The sequence below is a fragment of the Rhodococcus sp. NPDC079359 genome, assembly GCF_040702585.1.
Classification (GTDB): Bacteria; Actinomycetota; Actinomycetes; order Mycobacteriales; family Mycobacteriaceae; genus Rhodococcoides.
In genome coordinates this window covers 459,580-484,683 of the sequence record NZ_JBFBLH010000004.1, presented here as the reverse complement: position 1 = coordinate 484,683, position 25,104 = coordinate 459,580, and the positions used below count along the sequence as shown (strand labels likewise).

Sequence of the window (25,104 nt, the reverse complement as noted above, 5' to 3'; positions counted from 1 at the left end):
TCCGAGAAAGCAGCCCGGTTCGTGCGGACCTGCGACTGCTTCAACGTCCCGATCATCACCCTGGTCGATGTTCCCGGGTTCCTGCCCGGCACCGGGCAGGAATACAACGGCATCATCCGACGCGGCGCGAAACTGCTCTACGCCTACGGCGAAGCGACCGTCGGCAAGATCACCGTCATCACCCGCAAAGCGTACGGCGGCGCGTACGACGTGATGGGATCCAAGCACATGGGAGCCGACGTCAACCTCGCCTGGCCGACCGCGCAGATCGCCGTCATGGGAGCCTCCGGTGCCGTCGGATTCGTCTACCGCAAACAACTACTCGAAGCAGCGAAGAACGGTGAGGACGTCGACGCCCTGCGCCTGAGGTTGCAGCAGGAATACGAAGACACCCTCGTCAACCCCTACATCGCCGCCGAACGCGGCTACCTCGACGCCGTCATACCCCCCAGCCACACCCGCGGCCAGATCGTCACCGCACTACGACTACTCGAACGCAAACAAGTCACCCTCCCACCCAAGAAACACGGAAACATCCCACTATGAACGAAGCGAATCATGACGCAGCGAACGACGACGCGAATCCGAGCGAGGTGGTTTCCCCGTCCCCTGCGGCTGTTCGGGTGGTGAAGGGCAATCCGAGCGACGAGGAAATCGCCGCTCTGGTGACGGTTCTGACGGCTGCCCAGGGCGGATCCGAGTCGACGGGCGATTCTCGTCCTCGTGAGCTGTGGGGTTCTCCGGAGTTGCTGCATCGCCGATTCGCACCTCAGTCGGCGTATTCGTTTGCCGCGTCGGGCCGCTACCCACGGTGACGATGCGGTCGTCCGACGCTGTGCCGGGGTCTGTTCGTCTGGTCCTGGCGTCGGCGTCGCCTGCGCGTCTGTCTGTGCTGCGCGGTGCCGGGGTGGAGCCGATCGTCCGGGTGTCGGGTGTCGACGAGGATGCGTTGACAGCGGCGCTCGGGCCGTCGGTGTCGCCGGAAACGGTGGTCACGGAACTTGCCCGAGCCAAGGCCGCCGCGGTGGCCGAGACGTTCTCGGATTCGAGCGACGATCTGGTGATCGTCGGCTGCGATTCGATGTTGGCCATCGGCGGGGAGCTGCACGGTAAGCCACATTCGGTCGAGGTGGCGCGCACGAGATGGCAGTCGATGGCGGGCAACAGCGGCGACTTGCTGACCGGCCACGCTGTGCTCCGAGTGACCGACGGAGTGGTCGTGGCGCAGGCTGCAGCGCACAGCTCGACCGTCGTACATTTCTCGACGCCGTCCTCGGTGGACCTCGAGGCCTACCTCGACTCGGGTGAACCGTTGTCGGTGGCCGGGGCGTTCACGTTGGACGGGCTCGGCGGCTGGTTCGTCGACCGCATCGAGGGCGATCCGTCGTCGGTGATCGGCATCGGCCTACCGCTGGTGCGAACACTGCTCATTCGTGTGGGTACGTCCCTGGCCGCACTGTGGGGCAGCGCCCCGTCCTGACCGTCCGGCTCCGCCGACCGCTGGGCCGGACGGAGCCGAGTCCTGCCGTCAGGGCAGAAGATCGATCAATTCGCGAGCCCACTCCTCGGCCATGGTCTTCGGCTTGATGTTCGACGAGCTGTCGTGCCGAGCATGAGTACCGACCTGCTTGCCGCCGAGCTCGGTGAGCTTCTCGGCGATGATCTCGCCGCCGCGGTTGAAGGTGTCCTCGTAGACCCGGTCGCCCAGACCGAACACCGCGAACTGCAGTCCCGCGAGGTCCGGCGCATCCTCGACGAGCGCATCGAAGAAGGGTTCTGCACCGGTGGGGAGCTCTCCGTCTCCGTAGGTGGAGCAGATGACCACGTGGAAGTCGTCGGTGTCGATGTCGGACACCTCGTACTCGAGCATGTCGCGTACCTCGGCGTCATGATCGCTGAGCACGTCCGCAATCTTGTCGGCGACCTCCTCGGCCGTACCGGTCTCGGACCCGAACAACACGACCACTGCCATGGATCGCTCCCCTTTCTCACACCTGCTCGAACACTCGAACAGTCGGAAAGCATAGCCTCACCGGCGATCCGGTCGAAAATCCGTCCTTGCCCGCCATTGTGACTTGTCTCGAGGTCACCAGAACTCGGGCGTCAGGCCCCATCGATCGAACTCCACCTCGACGAGCCCTCTCAGGTGCTCCTTGCTGGGAAAGCTGTCCGGATCGAGCCCGGTGACGCACAGGGTGGCGCGTTCGCCCGATTCGTTCCACCAGGCGCTGACGCCACCGCCCGTGCGGCGCAGTAGGGCCACGTCGGTGTTCTGCGTGATGGACCTCATCGCCACCGCGGTGGCGTCCAGACCACCGATGGTCCGCAGTGCGACGCCTCTGGCACCGAGATTCGAGCACAGACACAGCGGGGCCGAGCCCGACGCGGCGAGTTTGGCCACGATCGCGTCGGGCAGCAACTGCATCAGCGGTTTGAGGAGCTCGAACGTCGTGGTGACCGTGCGATCGGCCTGGGTTCTGAAGGCGTTTTTGCTCGCCGCTCGAATTGCTCCGAGATCGTCGAGGTACGCCCCTCCCGGCTCGACGTGGATCGAGACGCCGGACGTCGCGTTGGCACGCCGATCACCCGTGGTCCTGGTACTGACCGGGAGGGCGACGCGTACCCGGTCCTCGGTCGAGACTCGGCCGCTGCCGGTCAGTATCCCGAGCACCACCGCGACCAGGAGGCTGTTGGAACTGCCGCCTTTGTTCGCCGCGGCGGCAGACCACTCCGCAGACAGACAATCGACGACGACGGTGCTCGGCGTCCACGCGCCCTCGGCAGGGGCGACGATCGCACGCGGACGGTCGGCACCGGTGCCCTCCGGTGTTCCTGCGCTCGCGTCGGCGGACGCCGTGGACCGTGCCCGTACCGCCGCCACCGCGGTGCGGCCGAGCGCTCGTGCCGCACCCGAGAGCGCTGCACCGACACGGCCGAGACCATCGGAGAGATCGGCACGGGAGATCGCCGTCGCGGACAGGGGACCGTCATCGAGGCCGACGCGCAGAAAATCGTCGGGGACGGCATGTCCGGCCAGCGCGGCCGCGGCTGCGGAGGTGAGTGCCCCGCCGTCGCCGACGACGTGAGAGCCGACCAACGACACGACCGTGCCGCCTTCTTCCACCGACGTGGCCGACAATCGCCACGCCGGTCCCCCGATCGGATCCAACGCCACGGCGGCCTCGTCCTCGATCCACCTGTCGACCGCCGCACGGGCGATCGGTGGCCCGATCACCACCGGATCGGCGGGTCGACGCGCTGCGGTCCAGCTGTCACGGGCTCCGGGCACCCGGGCCCGTCGAACGGATCGATCGATCGGGCCTTCGGCGAGCATTCGCCACATCGATCGCAGCGCGTCCGGAGCGACGGCGCGGTCGAACCGCCAGACGATCTGGTTCACCACCGGTACCCCGAGAACGCATTCCATCCGGAGGAACAGGTCGTCGTCGTACGTCAGTCTTTCCACCCCGCGAGACTATCGCTGCGCGAGCGCGGACGCAGGTGGGCCGCAAATGTGTTTCCCGCCATATGTTTTCCGATCCGAACTGCGGCGGGCGGGACTGATAGGTTGAGGACGTTTTCCACGCCGACGCGACTGCGAGTGACCCTATGAAGTTCGTGATGCCATTCAACGGCAGTCGCGGTGACGTGACGCCCGGTCTTGCGCTCGGCGTCGAACTCGCGGATCGCGGACACGACGTGGTGTTCGGCGCACCACCGAACCTCATGGACTTCGCTCGCGCGAAAACGGCTGAGTCCGAACGAATCGGCGTGGTCTCGTTCGGGCCGGACACCCAGCGACTGCTGGAGTCGGAGTTGATCAGGGTGCGGATCAAGTCGCGTAACCCGCGGACCAAGATGGCGGCACTCGCGGAACTGGCCAATTACGGCTGGGATCAGATGACGGGCGAACTCGAACGGATGGCCCAGGGCTGCCACGCGATCGTCACCGGTTCGCTGGGGCAGGAGATGGCGTTCAACATGGCGGAGCACACAGGCAATGCTTTTGTGGCACTGCACTATTGCCCGCTCCGGCGCAACGACGTCGTGCCCGTGACCCCGGGCATCGCATTACCGGGATACGTCAACCGGTCGATGTGGGCGCTGGCGGAGTCGATGCGCTGGAAATCCATGAAGGCCCGCGAGAACGCGCAGAGGAAGTCCCTGGGTCTGGCACCGACGCGTCATTCGCTGCCTGTTCGGTCCGAACGCTACGGCGGAGTGGAGATTCAGGCGTACGAGTCGGCGCTGTTCCCCGGGCTCGCAGAACAGTGGGGCTCACACCGCCCGTTCGTCGGATTCCTGGGGCTGAGCAGCGCTCGCGTCGACTCCGATCCCGCGTTGGAAGAATGGCTGCAGGCAGGCTCCCCGCCGGTGTACTTCGGCTTCGGCAGCATGCCCGTCCCCGATCCCGCGGCGCTGTTGCGCATGATCGAGAACGTGACCCGAAGGCTGGGCGTTCGCGCTCTCGTCTGTGCCGGCTGGAGCGACCTGATCGGTGCCGATTCTGCTGCTGTCCAATCGAATTCGAACATCATGATCGTCGAGTCGGTCGATCACGCGAGCATCCTGCCGCGATGCGTGGCTGCGGTCCACCACGGTGGCGCAGGCACGACGGCTGCGACGGCGCGGGCCGGCCTGCCGACACTCGTCTGCTGGTTCAGCGCCGATCAGCCGTTCTGGGGAGCCGCGCTGCGCAGGATCGGAGCCGGCACCAGCACGAAATTCTCGACCTTGACCGAATCCGTTCTCCAGCAGGGCATTACCGATATCACCACCGAACGCGCCAGGCAGGCGGCACGCCGACTCGCCGAGTCAGTCGCCCCGACTGCAACTGCAGTGGCCGCAGCTGCCGACATCACCGAGGCGGCAGCGCGGAACCGCTGACGCACTCACCAGAATCGCGCAGCCAACTCCCAGCGACCCAGCGCCTCCGCCAGATGGTCACGCAGTGCCCGGTCATCGACGAATCGATCTGGGTCCATACCGTGGACGGTCACGGTGACGCTCGCGCCCGTCTCGCACAGCCAGGCCGTCAGCCCACCGTCCAACGATCGCGCGAATGCGGCGTCGGCACCCGCGAAGGTCGCCCTGCCCGATACGGCACGAGCTTCGATACCGGCCACCGTGGTGAAGACCTCGGGCAGAGCACCCAGGTTCGACGCCAGGCCTTCCGCACCGTCACGCGGTTGCGGAACACGCGCGACCACGGCGTCGGGCAGCATCTGCACGAGGGCCTGCGAGATGCCTGCGGGTGGTAGACCGGCAGCCTGCCTCGCGGCGAAAGCGGTGAATGCCGCCTTGCTGATTTTCCGAATCGTCGACAGATCGCGGTCGGCCGCGTCGGTGACGGGGACCTCGATCTTGACGATCTTGGTGGCATTGGAGCGAGTGTCGTCGACGGTGCGATCGCTGACCGGCAAAGACCACTGCACCGAGTCTCCGATCGAGGCTCGCCCGGCCTGCCCGGAGGCTGCCGTGAGAACGGCGATGAACAGTGAATTGGACGTGCCACCCCATCGCTGGGCAGCCGCTTTCCAAGTACCTGCGTCCACCTCTGCCACCGCATGAGGCGATACCCAGTCTGCATCCACGGCACCGGCCGTCGGCTGTGAGCGAGTCGGCTGCGAGCGCGGGACAACGACGTCCGGACCGGATCGGGTGGGAATCGGTAGCGCGGACGCAGCGGTGTTCACCAACCAGCCGGCTACGGACCGCACTTGCCCCACGGCGTCTCGCAGGTCCGAGCCGATGGCCGCGATTCCGTCCTCGGTCGGAACCGACCGAGGGTGCACGGACGGGGAGTTCGCAGCCGCGAACGCGGCGATCAGAGCGCCGCCGTCGGCGACCATGTGCGAAGCGACCAACGAGAGCACCGTCCCTCCGTCGGTCAGAGGAGCTGCCGCCAGTCGCCAACCGAGACCGGTCTCGGGATCGATGTCGTCATCGATGCAACCGTCGGCCCAGGCCGACACTTCGGTCGATTCGATGAAGTGTGGGTGAAAATCCAGTGAATGGGAGACGTTCGAGGCCACCCATCGAGCGCGGGCAGTAGGCACCGTCGACGAGACCACTCGGCGCGCGAGCAGACCGCCGGACAGGTTGTCGCGTAGCTTTTCCAGGTCCACTCGCTGGACGGTTTCGTCGAACCACCACAAGAACTGGTTGTAGACGGGATATCCGATGCCGTGATGCATTCGCAAGAATAAGTGATCGGCAAATCCAATTCGAGTCACGCGCCGAACCTACTACATCCACGAAGCAGGGGTAGTGGTGTCAATTCGCCACACCAATGCATTCACATTCGGCAATAGGTGCACGAAAAAGACGTCCCGAATGTGCCCCGGACCATGTTCGATCCATTCAGTGGCGTGGGTCGTGTTTCGGGTCGCACGACAGTTTGCACCACACTTCGATTGTGAACTATCATCACGCTGACCAGCAAAGTCAGTGATTCGTTCATAAGATACGACAATCGGACGCTCCCTCGACTCCCGATCGGCGACCGGCGAGTCAAGACGCTCGACAGTGAGAAGTATTACTTTTTCGCGCTGCGAAATAATTTCGCTTTCGCCCTATCGTGTTCTCTGAACTCACTTCGGGTCGACGGCAACGACGTTGTTCTTTCAATGCGGAAAGCAGCAATCCAACAGCAATCGGATAAAGCGACCGGTCGGCTGCCCGATCATCGCCGACGGGTTTACACGATCGACTCGACCGTAATCGAACGTGCAATACCGAACCAACGCCGCGCACCGCTGACCGAGCCCGGAACGGAAGAGGACTCCCATGGAATACACCGAACTCGCCGACTACCCCCTCCCCGCCGGTCGCCTGACCGAGTGGGTCCCCCGCGTCGACGACGACCGTTGGGAACCGGACCCCCGCGGTCTGTCCTACACGCACCAGGACCATTGCGAGCGCAGCGCTCCGGGCTCGTGGATCGGCACGGTGTTCGAGATTCATCGCCGCTACGACGTCGATGCAGTGCGCGCAACCATCACCGCGTACATGGGTCGTCACGAGGCATTTCGGACCAAGGTCAGGCGCGACGAGGAATCCGGTTCCTGGCTGCGCTACACCGCACCCACAGATGCAGTGCAGGTGACCGACCGGGCCCACACCGAACCCCGGACAGAGACTCAGGTCTTCAGCCATCTGCACTCCTGGTTCGGCGACACCGTCTCCCCGACGGCATGGCCGCACTTCGTCCTCGCGACCATCGAACCGGACGACGCCTCCCGCGCTCTCTCGAACGGGCCGGGAGAGTCGTTTCTACTCGCGTTCGCCGCCGACCACTCGGTGATGGACGCCTACAGCCAGATCTACGCCATCAACGAGATCGACAGGCTCTACGCGCACGCCCTCGAAGGCATCGACCCACAATTGCCCGAGGTCGGCAGCTATGTGGACTTCAGCCAGTCCGAGAGGGCTCTCGGCGAGACGCTGACCGGTGACCACAGCGCCGTGCGCACCTGGCAGGACTTCCTGGCCGTGGAGGACGGACGCTTTCCCGCATTTCCCCTTCCGGTGTCGGTCGACCGGTCGCTCACCGGCCCGGCCGCACAGAGCAGCATCTCGTCCTGGCTGCTGACTTCCGAGCAGTCGGATGCCTTCAACGCTGCATGCCGCAAGGCCGGGTACAACATGCAGGCCGGAATACTGGCCGCTCTGGCGCTGACGAACGTCCGCCTGTCCGGTCGCACGACGTTGCGCACCGTGATGCCGATGCACACCAGAGACGAACAGAAGTGGGCCGCGGCGGTGGGGTGGTACGTCGGGATTCTGCCCATGGAGATCGAGCTCGGTGACGCTCGCACCTTCGGGGAGGCAGTCGCGGCTGCAGCAACTGCAGGCGCGGCGAACAAGGGGTTGGCACGGATGCCGTACTCCAAGATCGCCCAGATCCTCGAGTCGACGGAAATTCCTCGATTCGTGGTGTCCTACATAGACCTTCGATTCCTCCCGGATGCCGAGCAGTGGCAGGACCGCAAGGGTCGGGCTCTGCGGAGCAACTGCCACGCCGAGGACGAGGTCTACTTCTGGGTCAACCGGACGCTCCAAGGGCTCAACATCTCCGCGCGATTCCCCAGCTCGGATGTCGCGTCGACCAACGTCCACCGCTTCATCACCGAGTTCGTCGCCGTGTTGACGGCAGTGATCGACTCCGACAGTGGTACCGATACGGTGCTCACGTCGGCCTCACGGTCGGTGACCGTCGCCGCAGAGTGAGTCGTCGAATCAGCCCGCGGCCCTTATCGAGGAGGATGAAGCGACCATGATCATCACCGCTATGGGCAGATGGAATCCTGCTCCCGGCCGACTGCTCGAATGGCACCCCACTGCGGCTGCCCGTGCGAGTGCCCAAGCGGCACCTGTCGATTCGACTCCGGTCTCGTTTCTCCAGGAGGACCACCTGAAGGCCGCGTGGGCGGCCCGCGAACGCGGCGATGTGCACACCGCGTACACCGGGGTGGCAACCGAGATCGACGGTGACGTGGACACGGATGCGATGAGCCGCGCACTGGCCGCCTACGTGCTGCGTCACGAGGGCCTTCGATGCTGGTTCGAGGTCGAGGGAAACAACGTCGTTCGGCATCTCGCCCCACCCGAGGTCGCGGCGTTCGAGGTGACCGACGCCGGAGAAACCACGGACGACGACCGATTCCAACGGTACGTACGGGGGCGCTTCTCCTCCGAGGCGACCGCGGACGCCTGGCCGGGATTCGTCGTCGGTGTCGTGGCCAGGCCCGGCAGCTTCACCCTGTACTACGGCGCAGATCACGCATTCACCGACGGCGGCTCGCAAGCGTTGGTCATCAGCGAGTTGGCCGATCTGTACGCACTCGAGACCGGCGCGGACGTACCTACCCCGGCAGAGGCAGGTAGCCATCTGGCCTACGCCGCCGACGAACGGGCTCGGGCCGCGACGTTCGGGGCCGATTCTCCCGAAATCGCGGCCTGGCGAGACATTTTCACCCGACACGACGGCCGGATGCCTCGGTTCCCGCTCGACCTCGGCCTCGCGCCCGGCGAGAAAGCTCCGGTCCGCATCGTCGAACGCGACCTGTTGAGCAAAGAACTGACCGCTGCATTCGACGCCGCGTGCAAGGCCGCTGGGGCGCGGATGAGCAGCGGCATATTCGCCGCCGTCGGGATCACCGACTTCGAGTTGGCCGGTAACACCGACTACTTCGGGATCACCGTGCTCAGCACCCGGCAACACGGTGACTACGGACAGTCCCAGGGATGGTTCGTCAACTTCGCTCCGGTCGCATTCGAGGTGGCGGGACACGACAGGTTCTCCGACGTCGCGGCTGGAGCCCACCGAGGCTTCGAGCAGGCCAAGCAGATCGCAGAGGCTCCGGTGCACGCCGTGCTGGGCGCGCTGGCCGCCGACGGCACTCTCGGTAGCGAGTTGGCAGTGAGTCCGAACATGCTCTCGTACATCGACTTTCGCTGGTTCCCCGGCGTCGGACGAGACGCGGATACGCGCGCCAAGCATTTCACCGGCGAGGGTTCGACGTCGAACGCATCGATGTGGATCAACCGAGACGGTGAGCACCTGTACCTGGTGGCCCAGACCCCTGATACCGACGTTGCCGCCGCAGCGGTGAAGCGGTACCACGATCGTCTGGCGCAGGTACTGGAAACCATTGCACGCGAAGGTGATTACAATCTGACGCTCGAAAATCTGGTTCAGGAGCCGGCCGGTGCGGGTCACCTCGATCACTGAGTACACCCCACGCGCGGGCACCGTCGTCGAGTTCACCGCCGTCGTCACCGGGAAACCGCAGCCGTCGACGGTTCCGCCGTCGTTCAACCAACGGTTTCACCTCGGCGATCTGGACGAAGCCGAGCGCGTCTGGATTGCCGGAGCCTTCGAGGTGCAGGGCAGGCTCGACACCCGCGCACTGGGGTGGGCCTTCGAGCGCCTGATCGACCGACACGACACCCTGCGCAGTTCGTTCGTTCGCACGGCGGCGGGAATCGAGCGGACGGTTCACGAACCGGGTGCGGTCGAGATGAGGGAAACCACTCGAACCACCTTCTCGTCGGGGTCGATGCTCCGGAGTCACCTCCGAAGCTCGCTCGAACTACACTGCGACGCACGACGATTCCCGTCGTACACCTGTTTCGGAATCGATCGGCCGGACACCTCGACGGTGTTGTGCGCGTTCGATCATTCCAACGTCGACGCCATGTCGATCGCAGTCGTGGTCGACGAGATCAACACCCTGTACGACGCCTACCGCCGCTGCCCGTCGAACCCGGAGACAGCCCTGCCTCCGGTCGGTGGGTTCGTCGAGTACTGCCGTGTCGAAGCAACCCAGCCACTCGTCGATCCCACGGACGAACGCATGGTGCGGTGGTCGAACTTTCTCACCGAGTGCGGTGGCACCACGCCGCGTTTCCCGCTCGACCTCGGCGTCGCCGAGGGTGAAACCGCGCCTCAGGCAACGACTGTCACGCCCTTGCTCGACGCGCAGCACACCCTCGACTACGCGGAGCTCTGCGCCCGTTCCGGAGCCGGGATGTTCGCCGGGGTCGTCGCTGCGATCGGGCAGGCCTGCGCGGGTATCGGCGGACCGAGCCGCGTGCCGTTCCTGTTCCCGTTGCACACCCGCCATCAGCAGCAATTCTCGCGTGCACTGGGCTGGTTCACCACGAACGCTCCCATGACCGTGGAGGTAGAACACGACCTCACCGACACGATCACCGCGGCCCACACAGCGTTTCGTGCAGCACTGCCACTGAGCACCGTTCCGATCCCCCAGGTACTGAACAACCTCGGTGACGCGTTCACCCTGTCGCGTCGAGACGTGTTCATGGTGTCGTACATCGACTACACCAGAATCGGTGGACACGAACGCTTCGACCGAACCGATGCACACCACATCAGCAACGCCACGGTGTCCGACGACGCGCAGTTCTGGGTTTCCCGCACCACGGCGGGCCTGGCATTGCGGTCACGATTTCCCGACACTGCACAGGCACACTCGGTGATGAATGCGTTCACCGCCGAACTCGTCGCCCTCCTGCGGGTCTCCACAGCGAAACCCGAGAGCGCTGCCCTGACGCCCTGAGGCCCCAACCAACCCACTCCGCAGGCTCCACTCCTGCCCTCATAGAAGTCGTTCCGCAGGCTCCACTCCTGCCCCGTGACAGAGGTTCCGCATAGGATCGACAGTGCAGACCGTCCACCCCCGGGCGGGCCGCCAGCCGAATATCTTCCGTAGGAGCCGATACGTGCCTGTACCAACCGATTCCAACGCAACGTTCGCCGACTATGCGCATCCGGATCGTCTCGTATCGACCGAATGGCTCTCCGCTCATCTCGGTACCCCCGGCCTTCGGGTCGTCGAATCCGACGAGGACGTGTTGCTCTACGACGTCGGCCACATTCCCGGCGCGGTCAAGATCGATTGGCATCTCGACCTCAACGATCCGGTCACCCGCGACTACATCGACGGCGAGCAGTTCTCGAAACTGATGAGCCGCAAAGGCATTTCCCGGGACGACACCATCGTCGTGTACGGCGACAAGAGCAACTGGTGGGCCGCGTATGCACTGTGGGTCTTCACGCTGTTCGGACATCAGGACGTCCGTCTGCTCGACGGTGGCCGCGACGCCTGGTTGTCGGAGAACCGCGACACCACCCTCGACGTGCCCGAGTTCCCCGCCACCGACTACCCGGTGATCGAACGCGACGATGCACCCATTCGTGCGTTCGCCTCCGATGTCCTGGGCTCGCTCGGAACGGTGCCGTTGATCGACGTTCGCTCCCCCGCCGAGTACACCGGCGAGCGCACCCACATGCCCGACTACCCAGAAGAAGGTGCACTGCGCGGAGGTCACATCCCCACCGCCGTGAGCATCCCCTGGGCCAAGGCAGCCGCACCGGACGGACGCTTCCGGTCTCGCACGGAACTGGACGAGATCTACTCCGGCACCTCCGCCACCGACGACGTGATCGCGTACTGCCGGATCGGTGAGCGTTCGAGCCACACCTGGTTCGTGTTGACCCATCTGCTCGGGTACCAGTCGGTGCGCAACTACGACGGCTCGTGGACCGAATGGGGCAACGCCGTTCGCGTCCCGATCGCCAAGGGCGAGGAGCCCGGATCGGCTCCGGCCAGTCGATGAGCGCCTTGCCGGAATCCCTGGCCGAGATAGTCGAGGACTTCGCCGCGGTGGAGGGGCAGGACAAGCTGCAGCTGTTGCTGGAGTTCAGTCGCGAACTGCCTTCTCTGCCCGACCACCTTGCTCAGGATGCGATGGAGCCGGTGCCGGAGTGCCAGTCTCCGCTGTTCCTGTCGGTGGATGCAGGCGATCCGGCGCGGGTCCGGCTGTACTTCAGCGCCCCGCCGGAAGCTCCGACCACGCGGGGGTTCGCCTCGATCCTGGCGCAGGGACTCGACGGTCTCGGCGCACAGGAGATCCTCGACGTTCCGGACGACTTCTACTCGGCTCTGGGGCTGAGCGACGCGGTGAGCCCGTTGCGACTGCGCGGTATGTCGGCGATGTTGGCGCGGATCAAGCGTCACCTGCGTTGACCGGCGACGGCCGCAGGTGGCGTGCCGTCGTCTTGATCGATACAACGCGTCGTCGTTAGACTCCGCGGCAGGGCCCCTGGAGCCCAGTCACCCCGATGCGTACGACGAAGGTTGGTTGCTGCCGATATGGAGTTCACGGAGTTGGCGGACTACGCGGTTCCCGCGGGCACGCTCACCGAGTGGATACCCAGCGTCGGCCCGCAGGCCCGCACTCCGGAGGCTGCTGGCTGGCATCCCGACGCCAGGCCGACGTCCTACGTCCACGAGGCTCACCTTCGTACGAGCCTGAGCAGTCCTCGCCGCGGTCGTGAATCATGGCTCGGCGCGGCCTTCGAAATCGCAGGCCCGCTGGACAAGCCCGCGTTTCGCCAGGCAGTGCTGAACTGGATCGACCGGCACGAGGCGATGCGTTCGAGCGCGTCGATCGACGAGGTGACGGGCGAGATGACGCGGGTGACCGCCGCGCAGGGTGCCATCGACATCTGGCAGGTCGAGCAGGAACGGTGCGCGCAATCGAGTGAGGTGTTCGAGCACCTGCAGTATCTGTTCGACGAGTTCACCTCGCCGTTGATCTGGCCCGCCTACGCCTTCGTGACGCTCGAACCGGTGGACGAGACGCGTCCGGTCACCGTGTTCTTCGCAGCGGATCATTCGATCATCGACGGTCTGTCCACGGTGCTGGTCGCGCACGAGATAGCTGCTCTGTACGGCGAGGAACTCGGTGGTGCGCCCGCTGCCCTGTTCGAGGCCGGCAGCTACCTCGACTTCGGTTCCTCCGAACGCGAGAAGAATGCAGAGCTGGAGCATTCCCACGACGCGGTGCGGATATGGCGGGATTTTCTCGTCGACGGCGAAGGCGAGCTACCGGCCTTTCCACTCGACATCGGAGATCCGAGCCCGGACGATCTGCCGCAGGGCGGTTTGTCCGCGTGGGTGCTCGACCCGGACCAGGCCGACTCGTTCTCGGTCGCCTGCCGCAAGACCGGACACAGTCTGTTCGCCGGGTTGCTCGCAGTTCTGGCCATCACCGGCTCCGAACTGGGCGGCGGCACTCGTTTCCGCACGGTGACGCCGGTGCACACTCGCGACGAGCCGCAATGGGCGTCGGCGCTGGGTTGGTTCGTCGGACTGTGCCCCATCTCTTTCGACATCGCCGGTGCGGACTCGTTCGGCTCGGTGGTCGCGGCGGCATCGGCCGAGGTGAAGAAGACCAAACCGATCGCCCGAGTTCCTCTCGATCGCGTGTTCACCACTCTGGGCTACTCCGCCCGCCCGCGTTTCGTCGTCTCGTTCATGGACGTGCGGTTCGCGCCTGCCGCCGAGCACTGGCCGGACTGGAACGCCCGGGCGTTGCGCAGCAAGCAGTACCAGCACGACGTGTACATCTGGATCAACCGCACGCCGCAGGGAATCAACATCGCGGCTCGCTATCCCAACACCGAGCAGGCGACCGCGCGGGTTCACGAATACGTCGGTGCCTTCCGAAAATTGTTGAGCGATGTGGCGGACACCGGTACCGCCCGATTCCCCCTCACGGGCGACGAGCGATCCGATATCGGACATACCGACACCGGTCAGATCGCTACCAATCAGTAGCTCACCGCGGCTCGCCGCCGGTCAGCTGCAGCTCTGCAGACCGATTGCAGCGATGACAGTGCCGATGCTTAGACTCCGACGTGACGTTCGTAACGAAGCACGCGAGAAACACATCCGTAGGAGGCTCAGTGCCCAGCCATGCCAGTGCTCAGATCACCAAGGTTCTTGTCGCCAATCGTGGTGAGATCGCGGTGCGGGTGATCCGGGCTGCGGCCGATGCCGGGTTGGCCAGTGTCGCTGTGTACGCCGAACCCGACGCCGACGCCCCGTTCGTCCGTCTGGCCGACGAAGCGTTCGCGCTCGGCGGTCAAACCTCCGCGGAGTCGTACCTGGTGATCGACAAGATCATCGACGCCGCCGCCAAGTCCGGGGCCGACGCCATCCACCCCGGCTACGGATTCCTCTCCGAGAACGCCGACTTCGCCCAAGCCGTCATCGATGCCGGCCTGATCTGGATCGGACCGTCCCCACAGTCGATCCGCGACCTCGGCGACAAGGTCACCGCCCGCCACATCGCCGCCCGCGCCAAAGCCCCCTCGGTCCCCGGCACCTCCGAACCGGTCAAGGACGCCGACGAGATCCTCGCCTTCGTCGACGAACACGGCCTACCCATCGCGATCAAAGCCGCGTTCGGTGGCGGCGGCCGCGGCATGAAAGTCGCCCGCACCCGCGAGGAAATCCCCGAACTGTTCGACTCCGCCACCCGCGAAGCAGTCGCCGCGTTCGGCCGCGGAGAATGCTTCGTCGAGCGCTACCTCGACAAGCCCCGCCACGTCGAAGCTCAGGTCATCGCCGACCAACACGGCAACGTCATCGTCGCCGGCACCCGCGACTGCTCCCTGCAACGCCGCTTCCAGAAACTCGTCGAGGAAGCACCCGCCCCGTTCCTCACCGACGCCCAACGCAAAGAAATCCACTCCTCCGCGAAAGCCATCTGCCTCGAAGCCGGCTACTACGGTGCCGGCACGGTCGAATACCTCGTCGGCCAGGACGGCCTCGTGTCGTTCCTGGAAGTGAACACCCGTCTGCAGGTCGAGCATCCCGTCACCGAGGAAACCTCCGGCATCGACCTGGTGCTGCAGCAGTTCAAGATCGCCAACGGTGAAGAACTGTCCATCACCGACGACCCCGAACCACGCGGGCATTCGTTCGAGTTCCGGATCAACGGCGAAGACGCCGGACGCGGCTTCCTACCCGCCCCCGGACCGGTGACCACCTTCCGTGCGCCGTCGGGACCCGGGGTTCGCGTCGATTCCGGTGTCGAATCCGGCTCGGTGATCGGTGGCCAGTTCGATTCGATGCTCGCCAAGCTCATCGTCACCGGAGCGACCCGCGAGGAAGCCCTCGCCCGTTCACGTCGAGCACTCGCCGAATTCGATGTCCAAGGACTTGCCACGGTGATTCCGTTCCACGCCGCGGTGGTCTCCGATCCGGCGTTCATCGGCGACGGCGACTCCTTCGACGTCCACACCCGCTGGATCGAAACCGAATGGGACAACCAGGTTCCCCCGTTCACCGCCGGACAACCCATCGACGACGACGAGGTCCTGCCGCGGCAGTCCGTCGTCGTGGAGGTCGGTGGCCGCCGCGTCGAGGTCTCCCTGCCCGGGGAACTGTCCCTCGGCGGCGGCAACAGCGGCGGGCCTGCGGGCGCGGTACGCCGCAAGCCCAAAGCCCGCACCCGCGGCGGTGCCGGAGCCGGTGCCGCATCCGGCGACGCGGTCACCGCACCCATGCAGGGCACCGTGGTCAAAGTCGCCGTCGACGAAGGCCAAACCGTCGACGCCGGTGACCTCATCGCCGTCCTCGAAGCAATGAAAATGGAAAACCCCGTCAACGCCCACAAAGCAGGCACCATCACCGGCCTGACCGTCACCGCAGGCGACGCCATCACCCAAGGCACCGTCCTCGCAGAGATCAAATGACGTAGCGATGTCCGAGCTTCCGGAGATCCGAATCGGTACGGCTGATCGGGAGAAGGCCCTCGAGGCACTGAGTCTGCACTTCAGTGAGGGTCGGCTGACTGTGCCCGAATTCGACGAGCGCAGTGCCGTCGTTGCTTCGGCGACGACGCGTGGGGAGATCGACAAGGTATTCGTCGATCTCCCCGCTGCTTCGACGTCGCACACACCCGCCCAGCTCGGGAAATCTCCGGCACCGACCGAGGGCGGTGCCGGAATCGATTGGCGCGCAGTGGTGATGCCCCTGGTCATCTTCGGTTCACTGGCATTGTTCTTCCTCACCGACTTCGATCAGAAGTGGCTGTTCTTCCTTCTCATCCCACTGGCGGGTGCGCTGCTGTCGGCAGGCGGTCACTCGAAGAGTCCGAAGAAAAAGAAGAGGGATCGTTGAAGGCGCTTCTGTTCGATGTGTTCGGCACGGTGGTCGATTGGCGTACCAGCGTGGCCCGCGAGGTCGAGTCGCTGTGTGGTCCCGACATCGACAGTCATGCGTTCGCCGACCGCTGGCGCAGTCTGTATCAGCCGGCGATGGAACAGGTTCGGTCGGGCAATCGACCGTTCACCCGGCTCGATGTACTTCATCTCGAGTCACTTCGAGTCGTGTTGTCGGAGTTCGATGTTCAGCTCGACGACAGTGATGTCGCATCCTTGAATCACGCGTGGCATCGATTGGATCCGTGGCCGGATTCGGTTTCTGGGCTGACCCGACTACGCACCGAGTTCATCATCGCGCCGCTCTCCAACGGCAACATCTCGTTGCTACTCGACATGGCCAAGAATGCCGGACTGCCGTGGGACGCAATACTCGGAGCAGAACCGGTACAGACGTACAAGCCCATGCCCGATGCTTATCTCCGAACCGCGGACATTCTGGGTCTCGAGCCGAGCGAATGCATGATGGTGGCCGCACACAACAGTGATCTCGCTGCCGCCGCCGACTGCGGCTTCGCAACGGCATTCGTCGCTCGTCGCCTCGAACACGGGCCTAGTCAGACCACCGACCTCGCCGCGGAATCCGACTGGAATCACAGCATCGACTCGATCGATTCTCTCGCAACGCAATTGGGCTGCTGACAACAATTATCGGGTCAGAGGAATCAGCTGGTGCGCGATCCACGCGTCCACGTCCCGGTGCGAACGGAAGCGAACGATCGTCAACTCCGGGCGGCGCACACTCAGTCGCTGCACTCGCTCGGTAATCGAAGGGTAGGTGTTCCATGCCCATCGAACGATGTGGTCGCGGTCGAAGAATAGCTGCGTCCAGCGTGCTGTACCCGACTGATATTGCCCTCTACGGTTGGGCACACAGCGCTACGATCGCCTCCGCCATGTGGTTCACGAACTCTCGACGCGCCGACTCGGTCAGCCGGTCGAGTGAGAGGTACGGGTTCAGGTCTTCGAGCTCGACCAACAGCAGCGTTCCGTCGACGGTGCGGCATGCGTCCACCCGAGTGATTCCGTGGTCGATGTCGTTCCAGTCGACGAATCGTTGCGCGAACTCTCGGTCCTGAGCAGTAGTCGAGTACGGCTCCAGGTCCCAACGTCGGTCGGGGTCAGGAGCGTACAAGGCGTATTGAACTGTGCGGCCGATGAAGTAGAACGACACTTCGTACACGAAATCGATTCGCGGCTGAATCAGGCTGCCCGGCTCTAATTCCGATAATTCGGCGCGCCCGGAATGACGCATGCCGATCGAGTCGGCACCCCATTTCGGTTTCACCACATAGGTATTCACTTCGGGTAAGCGCGAGACGTTCCGTGGGTCGTCGACGGTAGGTATGACCGGAAAACCATCTGCGAAAAGATCGACCAGGTACTGCTTGCCTCTCTGGTCGCCTTTGCCGGTCAGCTGGGTGAAGACCTTCGTGCCGTTCTCGCGCGCATGCCGAGCAAACATTTCGAAAGCATCCTGGTACCCCAGCACAGGCCCGGAGTTCCGGATGACGACCACATCGAAGCCGTCCATCAGCGCAAGCGCGTCGAGCGGGTGGCAGAGCGCAATGTCGAACCACTCGCGGAGCTGCGACGACAGAAAGATGTCTTCGTCGCAGTAGCGTCGGCCCTTCGACAGATACGCCAGGTCGGTGACGAAGAGAACGCGTGGACGGGGTGCCTGCATCGGGCAGCTCCTACTGGTCTCGAGACATCACGATGTTCGTTTGCGGGCCAACAGAAATGCCTGCGATGTCGACTCGTTTCCCATCGGAGCTCGATGCACGCGGACGTCCACCTCGAAGTTCGCCTCGACGAGCATGCCTGCGACCATGTCGGGGTCGAGTCGGTATGCGTCGTACGAGACCGAGTGTCCGTACGCCTGCTCGAGTCGCACCCGCTCGTTGCCTGCTTGAAATGCCAACAGCAGCAGACCTTCCGGCATCAGCACCCGATGCAATTCGGCAAAGATCTTCGACAATTGGTGCGGAGGCGTGTGGATGATCGAGTACCAGGCAACGATCCCCGCCAGAGAGCTGTCACCCGCGTCCAATGCCTCCATCGATCCGACATCGAATCGCAGGTGCGGGTGTTCGCGCTGCGCGACCTCGATCATGTTGGGCGACAGATCCATTCCCGCTACGTCGAGACCGAGGCGGTGCAACTGGTCGGTAATGCGGCCGGTTCCGCATCCCACCTCGAGAACACCGCCGGTCGACACTCGGTCCGCGAATGTCGCCAACAGTGCATGCTCGAGATGCCGCCCTTCGAGTTCGTCGCGAACCAGGTCGGCGTAGCTCTCGGCAACGGTATCGTAGGCGGTCCTCGTCATCGAAACATGCTGTTGCTCGGCCACAGTGGCTACGGTACCGGCTCACCCGGTGTCGGCAGGTACGAGTGCGTCAGCATCTCGAAGAAGTGCCCGGTCGGGTCGCGGAAATACACTCCGCGGCCTCCGTGGTCGGTGTTGACGGTGCCGGGTTCGGTCATCCGAGGGTCGGCCCAGTGTTCGACGCCCTGGTCGACCAGCCTGGTATAGGCCGCGTCGAACAGATCGTCGCTGACCCGAAACGCGTAGTGCTGAAACTGAATATCGCCGAAGGGGGGTTCGGCGAATTGGATGAGAATTCCATCGGTGAGTTGCACATTGACGAACGGCCCCCATGACGGGGCCTCGGGTAAAGCGAACAGGGTGCAAAAGAACTCGGCCGATGCGGCACTGTTCTTCGCAACGATGATGGTGTGATCGAACGAAATGGACATGCGCTGCCTCCTGGGCAGTACGACGCCTCCATGCCTGACGCAGTCCGTCATCGACACGCGACGCTGAGGACGATGCTCGCACGGACCCCGAATCCGAGTCAACCGGTGAATTCACGGCCGCGATTCGGTCTTCTTCGATGACAGTATTTGCCGAGGAAAGGACCCCACTATGGTCGGTCGACTTCTGTTCATTCACGGTGCCGGCGGATTTTTGGCCGACGCACCGCTGGCCAACGGACTTGCACAGGCTTTGCACCTCGATCTGTGCATGCCCGAACTGTCCGACACCGCCATGAGTTTCGAGGACTGGGCCGAGCCGGTTCGCCGGCACCTGGACCGGCTCGGACCGGAGGATTCGGTGATTGCGCATTCCTTCGGCGCATCGATCCTCGTCGGGGTCCTGGCAGAGAATCGACGGGAACGGCCGCGGCGGGCAACTCTGTTGGCGATGCCGGACTGGACTCCTCGTGGATGGGACGTCGTCGACTACGCGTTCACCGGCCCGGAGCCCGAGACCGACCTGACGCTCGTCCACTGCCGGGACGACGACGTGGTTCCCATTTCTCACCTGGCGTCGAACTCGACGGCTCTCCCGTCGGCGAGAGTGATCGAGTTGTCGACCGGTGGTCATCAGTTCGACGGCATGATCGACGTCGTTGCCGCCGAGATCCGCGGGTTCGAGCGTCCCCGCGGGGACGCTTCTACTGGCCCCGATCCTCGTAGTCGATGACGAGGCCGACTCGGCCGAACATGCAGACTGGGCGTCCGCTCACCGATAGTCGTGGTCGATTCCCGTTGCCCATTGCGAACATTCGACGGCGATCACGTCGTCTCTCCCCCGCAGGAAGTCGCGTGCACCGAAGTCCCCCGAGGCCGATGCCACGGCTGCGTCGACGTGTCGCCGCGCCAGAACGACCGGATGTCCGGGACGGCCGTCGAACACGGCTCTTGCGAGACCGGTTTCCCGCGCAGCAGCGAGAACCGCCCGCACCACCTCCGCTCCCACGTCCGGCGTATCGACCACGTGCACCACCGCGTAGTCCGCGTCCGACGCTGCGGTCAGACCGGCCTCGAACGAAGCGCTCATTCCTTGTTCCCACTGGGGTGCATAAACAGCGATCACACCGTCGGGCACGGGCGCATCCGCCGCTCCCAGCACCACGACCACGCGATCACAGCCGCCGTCACGCAAGGCCCGCACCGCCGTCCTCAGCCACAGCCCGTCGTGGGCGAGCACTTTGGGCGATCCGTATCGCGTTCCGGCACCGGCGGCCAGTATTACTCCGACGGCAAGGTACGACACGATCGTTCCTTTCAGTCTCGGGTGGAGTCTTGGATGTTCGCACAACGTCAACGTCGAGTACGTCCCGAAGTTTGTGCTCGCTCGACTAGCGAGGATAGGCGTGATGACTGATTCTTAGTGCACTTCTCCTGCAGCGTCGCAGGAATCCTGCCCTGTTGCTTCCGCGAGGTGCCCACCCATGTCCGTCAAGCCCACCACACGCAAACGTGTCCATCCTGTCGACGAAGTGCTCCCCGTTCCGAAACTTGCTGCTTACGGGTTCCAACATGTCGTCGCGTTCTATGCAGGCGCGGTCTTGGTGCCGATCATCATCGGCAGCGCGATCGGACTGACCAACGAACAGTTGATCCACCTGATCAATGCGGATCTGTTCACCTGCGGCATCGCCTCGATCATTCAATCGGTCGGATTCTGGAAGATCGGTGTCCGCCTGCCGCTCCTGCAGGGCGTGACGTTCGCCGGTGTCTCTCCGGTGATCGCGATCGCGATGGCGAACGGCGGCGGCACCGAGGGGTTGCTGTACGTCTACGGCGCCGTCATCGTCGCCGGTCTCGTCACGTTCTTCATGGCTCCGTACTTCAGTAGGCTGCTGCGATTCTTCCCACCGGTGGTCACCGGTACCGTCATCACGATCATCGGTGTGGCGTTGCTGCCGGTGGCGGTCAACGATGCGGTGACCAATCCTGCTACCCACGAACAGGATCCGTCCAACGGACGGTGGATGGCCTACGCGATCGGCACGCTGCTGATCATCGTGCTGATCCAACGATTCTTCAAGGGCTTCATGGCCACCATCGCTGTGCTTCTGGGCCTGGTGATCGGTAGCGCCGTGGCGTTCGCTCTGGGAGACATGAACTTCGACGGCACCTCCGAGGCGTCGTGGGTCGGTTTCACGCAGCCCTTCCTGTTCGGTGTGCCCAAATTCAGTGTCGTCGCGATCATTTCGATGATCGTGGTCATGCTCATCATCGCCGTCGAAACCACCGGCAGTGTGTATGCGACGGGTGAGATCGTCGGCAAGCGCATCAAGAAGGACGACATCGCAGCGACTCTGCGCGCGGACGGCGTGGCCACCGTCATCGGCGGTACGTTCAACTCGTTCCCGTACACGGCCTTCTCGGAGAACGTCGGCCTGGTCCGCCTGACCGGCGTGCGCAGCCGTTGGGTGGTGGCCACGGCAGGCGGCATCATGATTCTCCTGGGTCTGCTGCCCAAGACGGCAGCAGTCGTGGCATCCATCCCGCCGCCGGTGCTCGGCGGAGCGGCGCTCGCCCTGTTCGCGACCGTCGCCGTGGTCGGAATCCAGACTCTGTCGAAGGTGGACTTCACCGATCACCGCAACCTGATCATCGTCGCGACGAGCCTCGGTCTCGCGATGCTCGTGACCATTCAGCCGACGGTCTCCGAGGGTGTGCCCGATTGGCTGGAAATGTTGTTCGGCAGTGGCATCGTTCTCGGCGCGGTCTCGGCAATCGTGCTCAACGTCTTGTTCTTCCACATCGGTAATCGCGGGCAGGCAGTCGCCGGTGGTCCGGGTAAGGGCATCACCCTCGACACGGTCAACGAGATGTCCGCCGAGGACTTCGCTGTTACGTTCGGCGGCTTGGTGCAGGGCACTCCGTGGGTGGTCGAACGCGCGTACCAGCAGCGGCCTTTCGCCGATGCGCACGGGTTGCGCGAGGCGTTCCAGGAGGCATTGTTGGCCGGCACCACCGAGGAACAGATCGAGCTGATCAACAGCTACCCCGATCTCGGTAGCGAGGACGCCACCGGCACCCTCAACGCAGCGGACCACGTCGGCTTGTCCAACCTGGAGGAGGACGAACACGACAACATCGTCCAACTCGCCGCCGAATACCGCGAACACTTCGGCTTCCCGCTGGTGATCTGTGCACGGGAGACGGAGCGTTACGATCGAGTTCTGGCCAACGGGTGGTCACGCGTCGAGAACGCACCGTCGGCGGAGCGGTCGTTCGCGATGATCGAGATCGCCAAGATCGCGAACTACCGGTTCGACGACCTTGTGGCCGACGCCAACCCGATCGCGGCCGCGCGGTTCGGTCGCATCAACGACTTCAGATAGCGAGCGAGATGTGCTGCACGAATGGATAGGGCTCGACGGGTTCAATCGGCTCAGTGATCGGCAAGCGATGCATGCACTCTACGAGTGCTGCGCATCGTCGATCTGGGCCCGTCGAGTCGCCCAGGGTCGCCCCTTCGAAAGTCGAGATCTGCTGTTGGACAGGGCGGATCGAGTACTTGCCGAACTACCCGAGGCCGAGATCGACCATGCACTCGACGGTCATCCACGCATCGGCGGCAAGGCCGACAACCCGTCCTCGAAACGTGAGCAGGCCGCTGTGACGACGGCGGGTACCGAGGTGCGCGAGAAGCTGGCGGCGGGAAACCGTGCGTACGAGGACAAGTTCGGCCATGTGTATCTGGTGTGCGCCACGGGCAGGTCCGCGGAGGACCTGCTCGCTATCCTCGAGGAGAGGCTCGACAACGATGCCGAAACCGAAAGACGGGTGCTCCGCGTGGAACTGGCCAAGATCAACCGAATTCGCCTCGGGCGCATGCTGGGACCAGAGCAGTGACGGGGCTGTCGACCCACGTCCTCGACGCCACCTCGGGGACACCTGCGGTGGGGATGCGGGTGCGGTTGTTCCATCCCGAGAAGGGCGAGATCTCCACCGCCACCACCGATGGCGACGGCCGAATCGGCGAGGTGGTGCCGGGGCCGATCGATCCGGGCGTGTATCGCCTCTCGTTCGACACCGGCGATTATTTCGAGGCGACATCGACACCGAGCTTCTATCCCGAGGTGTCGATCTCGTTCACCGTCACCGATCCCGATGCCCACTATCACGTCCCATTGCTGTTGTCCCCCTTTGCTTATTCGACCTATCGCGGGAGCTGACATGACCGACCTGACCGGAAAGATCGTCCTCGGATCCAATCAGTACGGCAAGGCGGAGAACCGCGTGGTGCGGATCTATCGCGACTCTCCCCGGCACGAGATCCACGACATCAACGTGTCGAGCGCCCTGCGCGGCGACTTCTCGCCCGCGCATCTGGTGGGAGATCAGTCCAATGTGCTTCCCACCGACACCCAGAAGCAGACCGCGTACGCGTACGCGAAGACCAAGGGGTTGCTGCATCTGGAGAGCTACGGCCTCGATCTCGCTCGGCACTTCGTCGACGATGTGGAACCCGTCGAAGGGGCCCGCATCGAACTCGAGGAGTACGCCTGGGCTCGCGCGGTGATCGACGGCGTCGAGCACGATCACACGTGGACCCGCAAGGGTGAGGAGATCCGTACGTCGGCGGTGACCGTCGAGGGTAAGGGCGACGCGCAGCAGACGTGGGTGATCAGCGGCTTCAAAGAGATGGTGATTCTCAAGTCCACGGGCTCGGAATTCCACGGATTCCTCGAAGATGACCTGACGATTCTCGAACCCACCACCGACCGCGTGATGGCGACATCGCTGACCGCGCAGTGGCGATACACCACCACCGACGTCGAGTGGGACGCCGTGTACGCGGGTGTGAAGGCGGCGATGATCGAGCGGTTCGCCAATCTGCAGTCGCTGGCCCTCCAGCAGACTCTGTACGCCATGGGCGAGGCGGTGCTGGAGAAGTATCCGTTCATCGCAGAGATCACGATGTCCGCACCGAACAAGCATCACTTCGTCTACGACCTGGGCAGGTTCGGCATCGAGAACAATCTCGAGGTGTTCAACGCGGACGATCGGCCGTACGGTCTGATTCAGGCAACCGTCGAGCGTGAGGATGCCCCGGACGCCGGAAGTGCCTGGCGGACATACTCTGTCGTCGGATAGAGCGCTGCGCTCACGTGTGCAGCGCCGCAGTCCACTCCACCAACGGGGTCAGGGCTCGCCAGGCATCGCGCACCTTCGTGGCGGCCTTGGGTGTCTCCAGCCACGCGGGTGAGCCGAAATGCTTGCCCGCGGTGAGTGACTTGTGGCGCAACAGGTCGATGCGCGGGTGTTCCAGCTCGTATCCCCGCGGCTTGGTCTTGAGCTTGTCGCCGCCGATCTCGTATCCGGCCTTGGTCAGCGTCGCCAGAATTCGCTCGAGTTCGGCACCGCGGACGTCGTCGTCGACGGTGCGGCGGTAGCGGGCGACACCCTCGGTCGAGGAGTTGTAGAAGCCGCCTGCGACGAACAAGCCGGCGGGGTCGATCTGGACGTAGTAGCCTAGACTGTCCCCACGAGCGAGGAATCCACCCTGATGGGTCTTGTACGGCGTCTTGTCCTTCGAGAAACGGACATCGCGGTAGGGGCGAAACACCTTGGCGCTGCCGAATTCCGGTTTGAGGGTCGCGAGCAATGCTGTCATCGGCCCCTTGACCGCGCTGTCGTAGACCTCCTTGTGCTCGCTCCACCAGAGCTTGCTGTTGTCGGCTTCGAGGTCCTCGTAGAAGTCCAGGGCAGCGAAGGGTATTCCGGTGAAGCCAGTCATTCCTCGA

26 protein-coding genes are annotated in these 25,104 nt (G+C 64.2%); 18 read left to right on the top strand and 8 right to left on the bottom strand.

What is annotated here, in order from left to right:
• From AB0362_RS13490 to AB0362_RS13480, 3 genes are all read left to right on the top strand, one after another.
• The coding region (locus AB0362_RS13490) for a carboxyl transferase domain-containing protein (protein ID WP_366235633.1) at nt 1–546 on the top strand (546 nt) is incomplete at its 5' end.
• A complete protein-coding gene (locus tag AB0362_RS13485) occupies nt 543–815 on the top strand; it encodes an acyl-CoA carboxylase subunit epsilon (RefSeq protein ID WP_317808771.1) in 273 nt (90 codons plus the stop codon). The genes AB0362_RS13490 and AB0362_RS13485, both read left to right, overlap by 4 nt.
• Before the next feature lie 2 nt (nt 816–817).
• The gene (locus AB0362_RS13480; RefSeq protein ID WP_149405433.1) at nt 818–1,480 is read left to right on the top strand and encodes a Maf family nucleotide pyrophosphatase; all 663 of its coding nucleotides are present in this window, start codon (nt 818–820) and stop codon (nt 1,478–1,480) included.
• 48 nt (nt 1,481–1,528) lie between these two features.
• On the opposite strand, the gene AB0362_RS13475 is transcribed toward AB0362_RS13480, so the two are convergent.
• Together AB0362_RS13475 and AB0362_RS13470 are read right to left on the bottom strand one after the other, a co-directional pair.
• A complete protein-coding gene (locus AB0362_RS13475) occupies nt 1,529–1,972 on the bottom strand; it encodes a flavodoxin domain-containing protein (RefSeq protein WP_068051234.1) in 444 nt (147 codons plus the stop codon).
• Between the two features lie 114 nt (nt 1,973–2,086).
• Nucleotides 2,087–3,466, bottom strand: a complete 1,380-nt coding sequence (locus AB0362_RS13470) for a hypothetical protein (protein ID WP_149405432.1) — start codon at nt 3,464–3,466, stop codon at nt 2,087–2,089.
• 155 nt (nt 3,467–3,621) lie between these two features.
• On the opposite strand from AB0362_RS13470, the gene AB0362_RS13465 reads away from it, so the two are divergent.
• Nucleotides 3,622–4,887, top strand: coding sequence for a glycosyltransferase (locus AB0362_RS13465; RefSeq protein WP_188078566.1), 1,266 nt, complete (start codon nt 3,622–3,624; stop codon nt 4,885–4,887).
• A gap of 5 nt (nt 4,888–4,892) precedes the next feature.
• Here AB0362_RS13465 and AB0362_RS13460 read toward each other — a convergent pair whose 3' ends face one another.
• Complete coding sequence (locus AB0362_RS13460; RefSeq protein WP_317808770.1) at nt 4,893–6,197, bottom strand: hypothetical protein; 1,305 nt, start codon at nt 6,195–6,197, stop codon at nt 4,893–4,895.
• A 592-nt stretch (nt 6,198–6,789) separates the two neighbouring features.
• Between AB0362_RS13460 and AB0362_RS13455 the strand changes: the two genes are divergently transcribed.
• The 9 genes from AB0362_RS13455 to AB0362_RS13415 all read left to right on the top strand — a co-directional run bounded on the left by AB0362_RS13455 (nt 6,790) and on the right by AB0362_RS13415 (nt 17,188).
• The gene (locus tag AB0362_RS13455) at nt 6,790–8,232 is read left to right on the top strand and encodes a condensation domain-containing protein (protein WP_149405429.1); all 1,443 of its coding nucleotides are present in this window, start codon (nt 6,790–6,792) and stop codon (nt 8,230–8,232) included.
• 46 nt (nt 8,233–8,278) lie between these two features.
• Complete coding sequence (locus AB0362_RS13450) at nt 8,279–9,736, top strand: condensation domain-containing protein (RefSeq protein WP_149405428.1); 1,458 nt, start codon at nt 8,279–8,281, stop codon at nt 9,734–9,736.
• Nucleotides 9,714–11,087, top strand: coding sequence for a condensation domain-containing protein (locus tag AB0362_RS13445; protein WP_317808769.1), 1,374 nt, complete (start codon nt 9,714–9,716; stop codon nt 11,085–11,087). The genes AB0362_RS13450 and AB0362_RS13445 overlap by 23 nt, the downstream gene beginning before the upstream one ends.
• A gap of 163 nt (nt 11,088–11,250) precedes the next feature.
• On the top strand, nt 11,251–12,147 hold the full coding sequence (locus AB0362_RS13440) for a sulfurtransferase (protein WP_317808767.1): 897 nt from the start codon (nt 11,251–11,253) through the stop codon (nt 12,145–12,147).
• Nucleotides 12,144–12,557 (top strand): SufE family protein, encoded by a 414-nt coding sequence (locus AB0362_RS13435; RefSeq protein WP_317808766.1) that lies wholly within the window; start codon nt 12,144–12,146, stop codon nt 12,555–12,557. Before AB0362_RS13440 ends, AB0362_RS13435 begins: the two co-directional genes overlap by 4 nt.
• Nucleotides 12,558–12,683: 126 nt before the next feature.
• A complete protein-coding gene (locus AB0362_RS13430; RefSeq protein ID WP_317808765.1) occupies nt 12,684–14,153 on the top strand; it encodes a condensation domain-containing protein in 1,470 nt (489 codons plus the stop codon).
• A gap of 128 nt (nt 14,154–14,281) precedes the next feature.
• Entirely contained in the window at nt 14,282–16,078 is a 1,797-nt protein-coding gene (locus AB0362_RS13425) for an acetyl/propionyl/methylcrotonyl-CoA carboxylase subunit alpha (RefSeq protein ID WP_317808764.1), read from the top strand.
• Nucleotides 16,079–16,085: 7 nt separating this feature from the next.
• Nucleotides 16,086–16,505 (top strand): DUF1707 domain-containing protein, encoded by a 420-nt coding sequence (locus AB0362_RS13420; RefSeq protein ID WP_068051410.1) that lies wholly within the window; start codon nt 16,086–16,088, stop codon nt 16,503–16,505.
• On the top strand, nt 16,502–17,188 hold the full coding sequence (locus tag AB0362_RS13415; RefSeq protein ID WP_317547090.1) for a haloacid dehalogenase type II: 687 nt from the start codon (nt 16,502–16,504) through the stop codon (nt 17,186–17,188). Before AB0362_RS13420 ends, AB0362_RS13415 begins: the two co-directional genes overlap by 4 nt.
• Before the next feature lie 217 nt (nt 17,189–17,405).
• Here AB0362_RS13415 and AB0362_RS13410 read toward each other — a convergent pair whose 3' ends face one another.
• The 3 genes from AB0362_RS13410 to AB0362_RS13400 are packed head-to-tail and all read right to left on the bottom strand — an operon-like array spanning nt 17,406 to nt 19,309.
• Complete coding sequence (locus AB0362_RS13410; protein ID WP_149405423.1) at nt 17,406–18,233, bottom strand: hypothetical protein; 828 nt, start codon at nt 18,231–18,233, stop codon at nt 17,406–17,408.
• 27 nt (nt 18,234–18,260) lie between these two features.
• Nucleotides 18,261–18,878 (bottom strand): class I SAM-dependent methyltransferase, encoded by a 618-nt coding sequence (locus AB0362_RS13405; protein ID WP_149405422.1) that lies wholly within the window; start codon nt 18,876–18,878, stop codon nt 18,261–18,263.
• Nucleotides 18,879–18,907: 29 nt separating this feature from the next.
• Nucleotides 18,908–19,309 (bottom strand): VOC family protein, encoded by a 402-nt coding sequence (locus AB0362_RS13400; RefSeq protein WP_149405421.1) that lies wholly within the window; start codon nt 19,307–19,309, stop codon nt 18,908–18,910.
• 169 nt (nt 19,310–19,478) lie between these two features.
• Between AB0362_RS13400 and AB0362_RS13395 the strand changes: the two genes are divergently transcribed.
• Nucleotides 19,479–20,039 carry an alpha/beta hydrolase gene (locus tag AB0362_RS13395; protein WP_317808763.1) on the top strand — a complete coding sequence of 187 codons (561 nt, stop codon included), beginning with the start codon at nt 19,479–19,481 and terminating at the stop codon, nt 20,037–20,039.
• Between the two features lie 39 nt (nt 20,040–20,078).
• Here AB0362_RS13395 and AB0362_RS13390 read toward each other — a convergent pair whose 3' ends face one another.
• Complete coding sequence (locus AB0362_RS13390; protein ID WP_149405419.1) at nt 20,079–20,612, bottom strand: nucleotidyltransferase family protein; 534 nt, start codon at nt 20,610–20,612, stop codon at nt 20,079–20,081.
• 178 nt (nt 20,613–20,790) lie between these two features.
• Between AB0362_RS13390 and uraD (AB0362_RS13385) the strand changes: the two genes are divergently transcribed.
• Genes uraD (AB0362_RS13385) through pucL form a run of 4 tightly spaced genes read left to right on the top strand, consistent with a single transcriptional unit; the run spans nt 20,791 to nt 24,454 of the window.
• Nucleotides 20,791–22,695 carry a 2-oxo-4-hydroxy-4-carboxy-5-ureidoimidazoline decarboxylase gene (gene uraD / locus AB0362_RS13385; RefSeq protein ID WP_149405418.1) on the top strand — a complete coding sequence of 635 codons (1,905 nt, stop codon included), beginning with the start codon at nt 20,791–20,793 and terminating at the stop codon, nt 22,693–22,695.
• A 10-nt stretch (nt 22,696–22,705) separates the two neighbouring features.
• Entirely contained in the window at nt 22,706–23,209 is a 504-nt protein-coding gene (gene uraD, locus AB0362_RS13380) for a 2-oxo-4-hydroxy-4-carboxy-5-ureidoimidazoline decarboxylase (RefSeq protein ID WP_094686415.1), read from the top strand.
• A complete protein-coding gene (gene uraH, locus AB0362_RS13375) occupies nt 23,206–23,532 on the top strand; it encodes a hydroxyisourate hydrolase (protein WP_032376865.1) in 327 nt (108 codons plus the stop codon). Before uraD (AB0362_RS13380) ends, uraH begins: the two co-directional genes overlap by 4 nt.
• A 1-nt stretch (nt 23,533) precedes the next feature.
• Nucleotides 23,534–24,454 (top strand): factor-independent urate hydroxylase, encoded by a 921-nt coding sequence (gene pucL, locus AB0362_RS13370; protein ID WP_094638994.1) that lies wholly within the window; start codon nt 23,534–23,536, stop codon nt 24,452–24,454.
• Between the two features lie 10 nt (nt 24,455–24,464).
• Here the strand turns inward: pucL and AB0362_RS13365 are convergent, their stop codons facing one another.
• Nucleotides 24,465–25,097: a DUF2461 domain-containing protein gene (locus tag AB0362_RS13365; protein ID WP_317808762.1), complete on the bottom strand. Its 633-nt coding sequence runs from the start codon at nt 25,095–25,097 to the stop codon at nt 24,465–24,467.
• Nucleotides 25,098–25,104: the final 7 nt, after the last annotated feature.

What these genes read in the sequence shown, in the direction of transcription:
- AB0362_RS13450 (WP_149405428.1), top strand. Translation starts at nt 8,279, where the DNA reads ATGATCATCACCGCTATGGGCAGATGGAATCCTGCTCCCGGCCGACTG.
- AB0362_RS13435 (WP_317808766.1), top strand. Translation starts at nt 12,144, where the DNA reads ATGAGCGCCTTGCCGGAATCCCTGGCCGAGATAGTCGAGGACTTCGCC.
- AB0362_RS13365 (WP_317808762.1), bottom strand. Translation starts at nt 25,097, where the DNA reads ATGACTGGCTTCACCGGAATACCCTTCGCTGCCCTGGACTTCTACGAG.
- AB0362_RS13420 (WP_068051410.1), top strand. Translation starts at nt 16,086, where the DNA reads ATGTCCGAGCTTCCGGAGATCCGAATCGGTACGGCTGATCGGGAGAAG.
- pucL (WP_094638994.1), top strand. Translation starts at nt 23,534, where the DNA reads ATGACCGACCTGACCGGAAAGATCGTCCTCGGATCCAATCAGTACGGC.
- uraD (WP_149405418.1), top strand. Translation starts at nt 20,791, where the DNA reads ATGTCCGTCAAGCCCACCACACGCAAACGTGTCCATCCTGTCGACGAA.
- AB0362_RS13460 (WP_317808770.1), bottom strand. Translation starts at nt 6,197, where the DNA reads ATGCATCACGGCATCGGATATCCCGTCTACAACCAGTTCTTGTGGTGG.
- AB0362_RS13475 (WP_068051234.1), bottom strand. Translation starts at nt 1,972, where the DNA reads ATGGCAGTGGTCGTGTTGTTCGGGTCCGAGACCGGTACGGCCGAGGAG.
- AB0362_RS13430 (WP_317808765.1), top strand. Translation starts at nt 12,684, where the DNA reads ATGGAGTTCACGGAGTTGGCGGACTACGCGGTTCCCGCGGGCACGCTC.
- AB0362_RS13410 (WP_149405423.1), bottom strand. Translation starts at nt 18,233, where the DNA reads ATGCAGGCACCCCGTCCACGCGTTCTCTTCGTCACCGACCTGGCGTAT.
- AB0362_RS13465 (WP_188078566.1), top strand. Translation starts at nt 3,622, where the DNA reads ATGCCATTCAACGGCAGTCGCGGTGACGTGACGCCCGGTCTTGCGCTC.
- AB0362_RS13405 (WP_149405422.1), bottom strand. Translation starts at nt 18,878, where the DNA reads ATGACGAGGACCGCCTACGATACCGTTGCCGAGAGCTACGCCGACCTG.
- AB0362_RS13395 (WP_317808763.1), top strand. Translation starts at nt 19,479, where the DNA reads ATGGTCGGTCGACTTCTGTTCATTCACGGTGCCGGCGGATTTTTGGCC.
- AB0362_RS13485 (WP_317808771.1), top strand. Translation starts at nt 543, where the DNA reads ATGAACGAAGCGAATCATGACGCAGCGAACGACGACGCGAATCCGAGC.
- AB0362_RS13400 (WP_149405421.1), bottom strand. Translation starts at nt 19,309, where the DNA reads ATGTCCATTTCGTTCGATCACACCATCATCGTTGCGAAGAACAGTGCC.
- AB0362_RS13455 (WP_149405429.1), top strand. Translation starts at nt 6,790, where the DNA reads ATGGAATACACCGAACTCGCCGACTACCCCCTCCCCGCCGGTCGCCTG.
- AB0362_RS13480 (WP_149405433.1), top strand. Translation starts at nt 818, where the DNA reads ATGCGGTCGTCCGACGCTGTGCCGGGGTCTGTTCGTCTGGTCCTGGCG.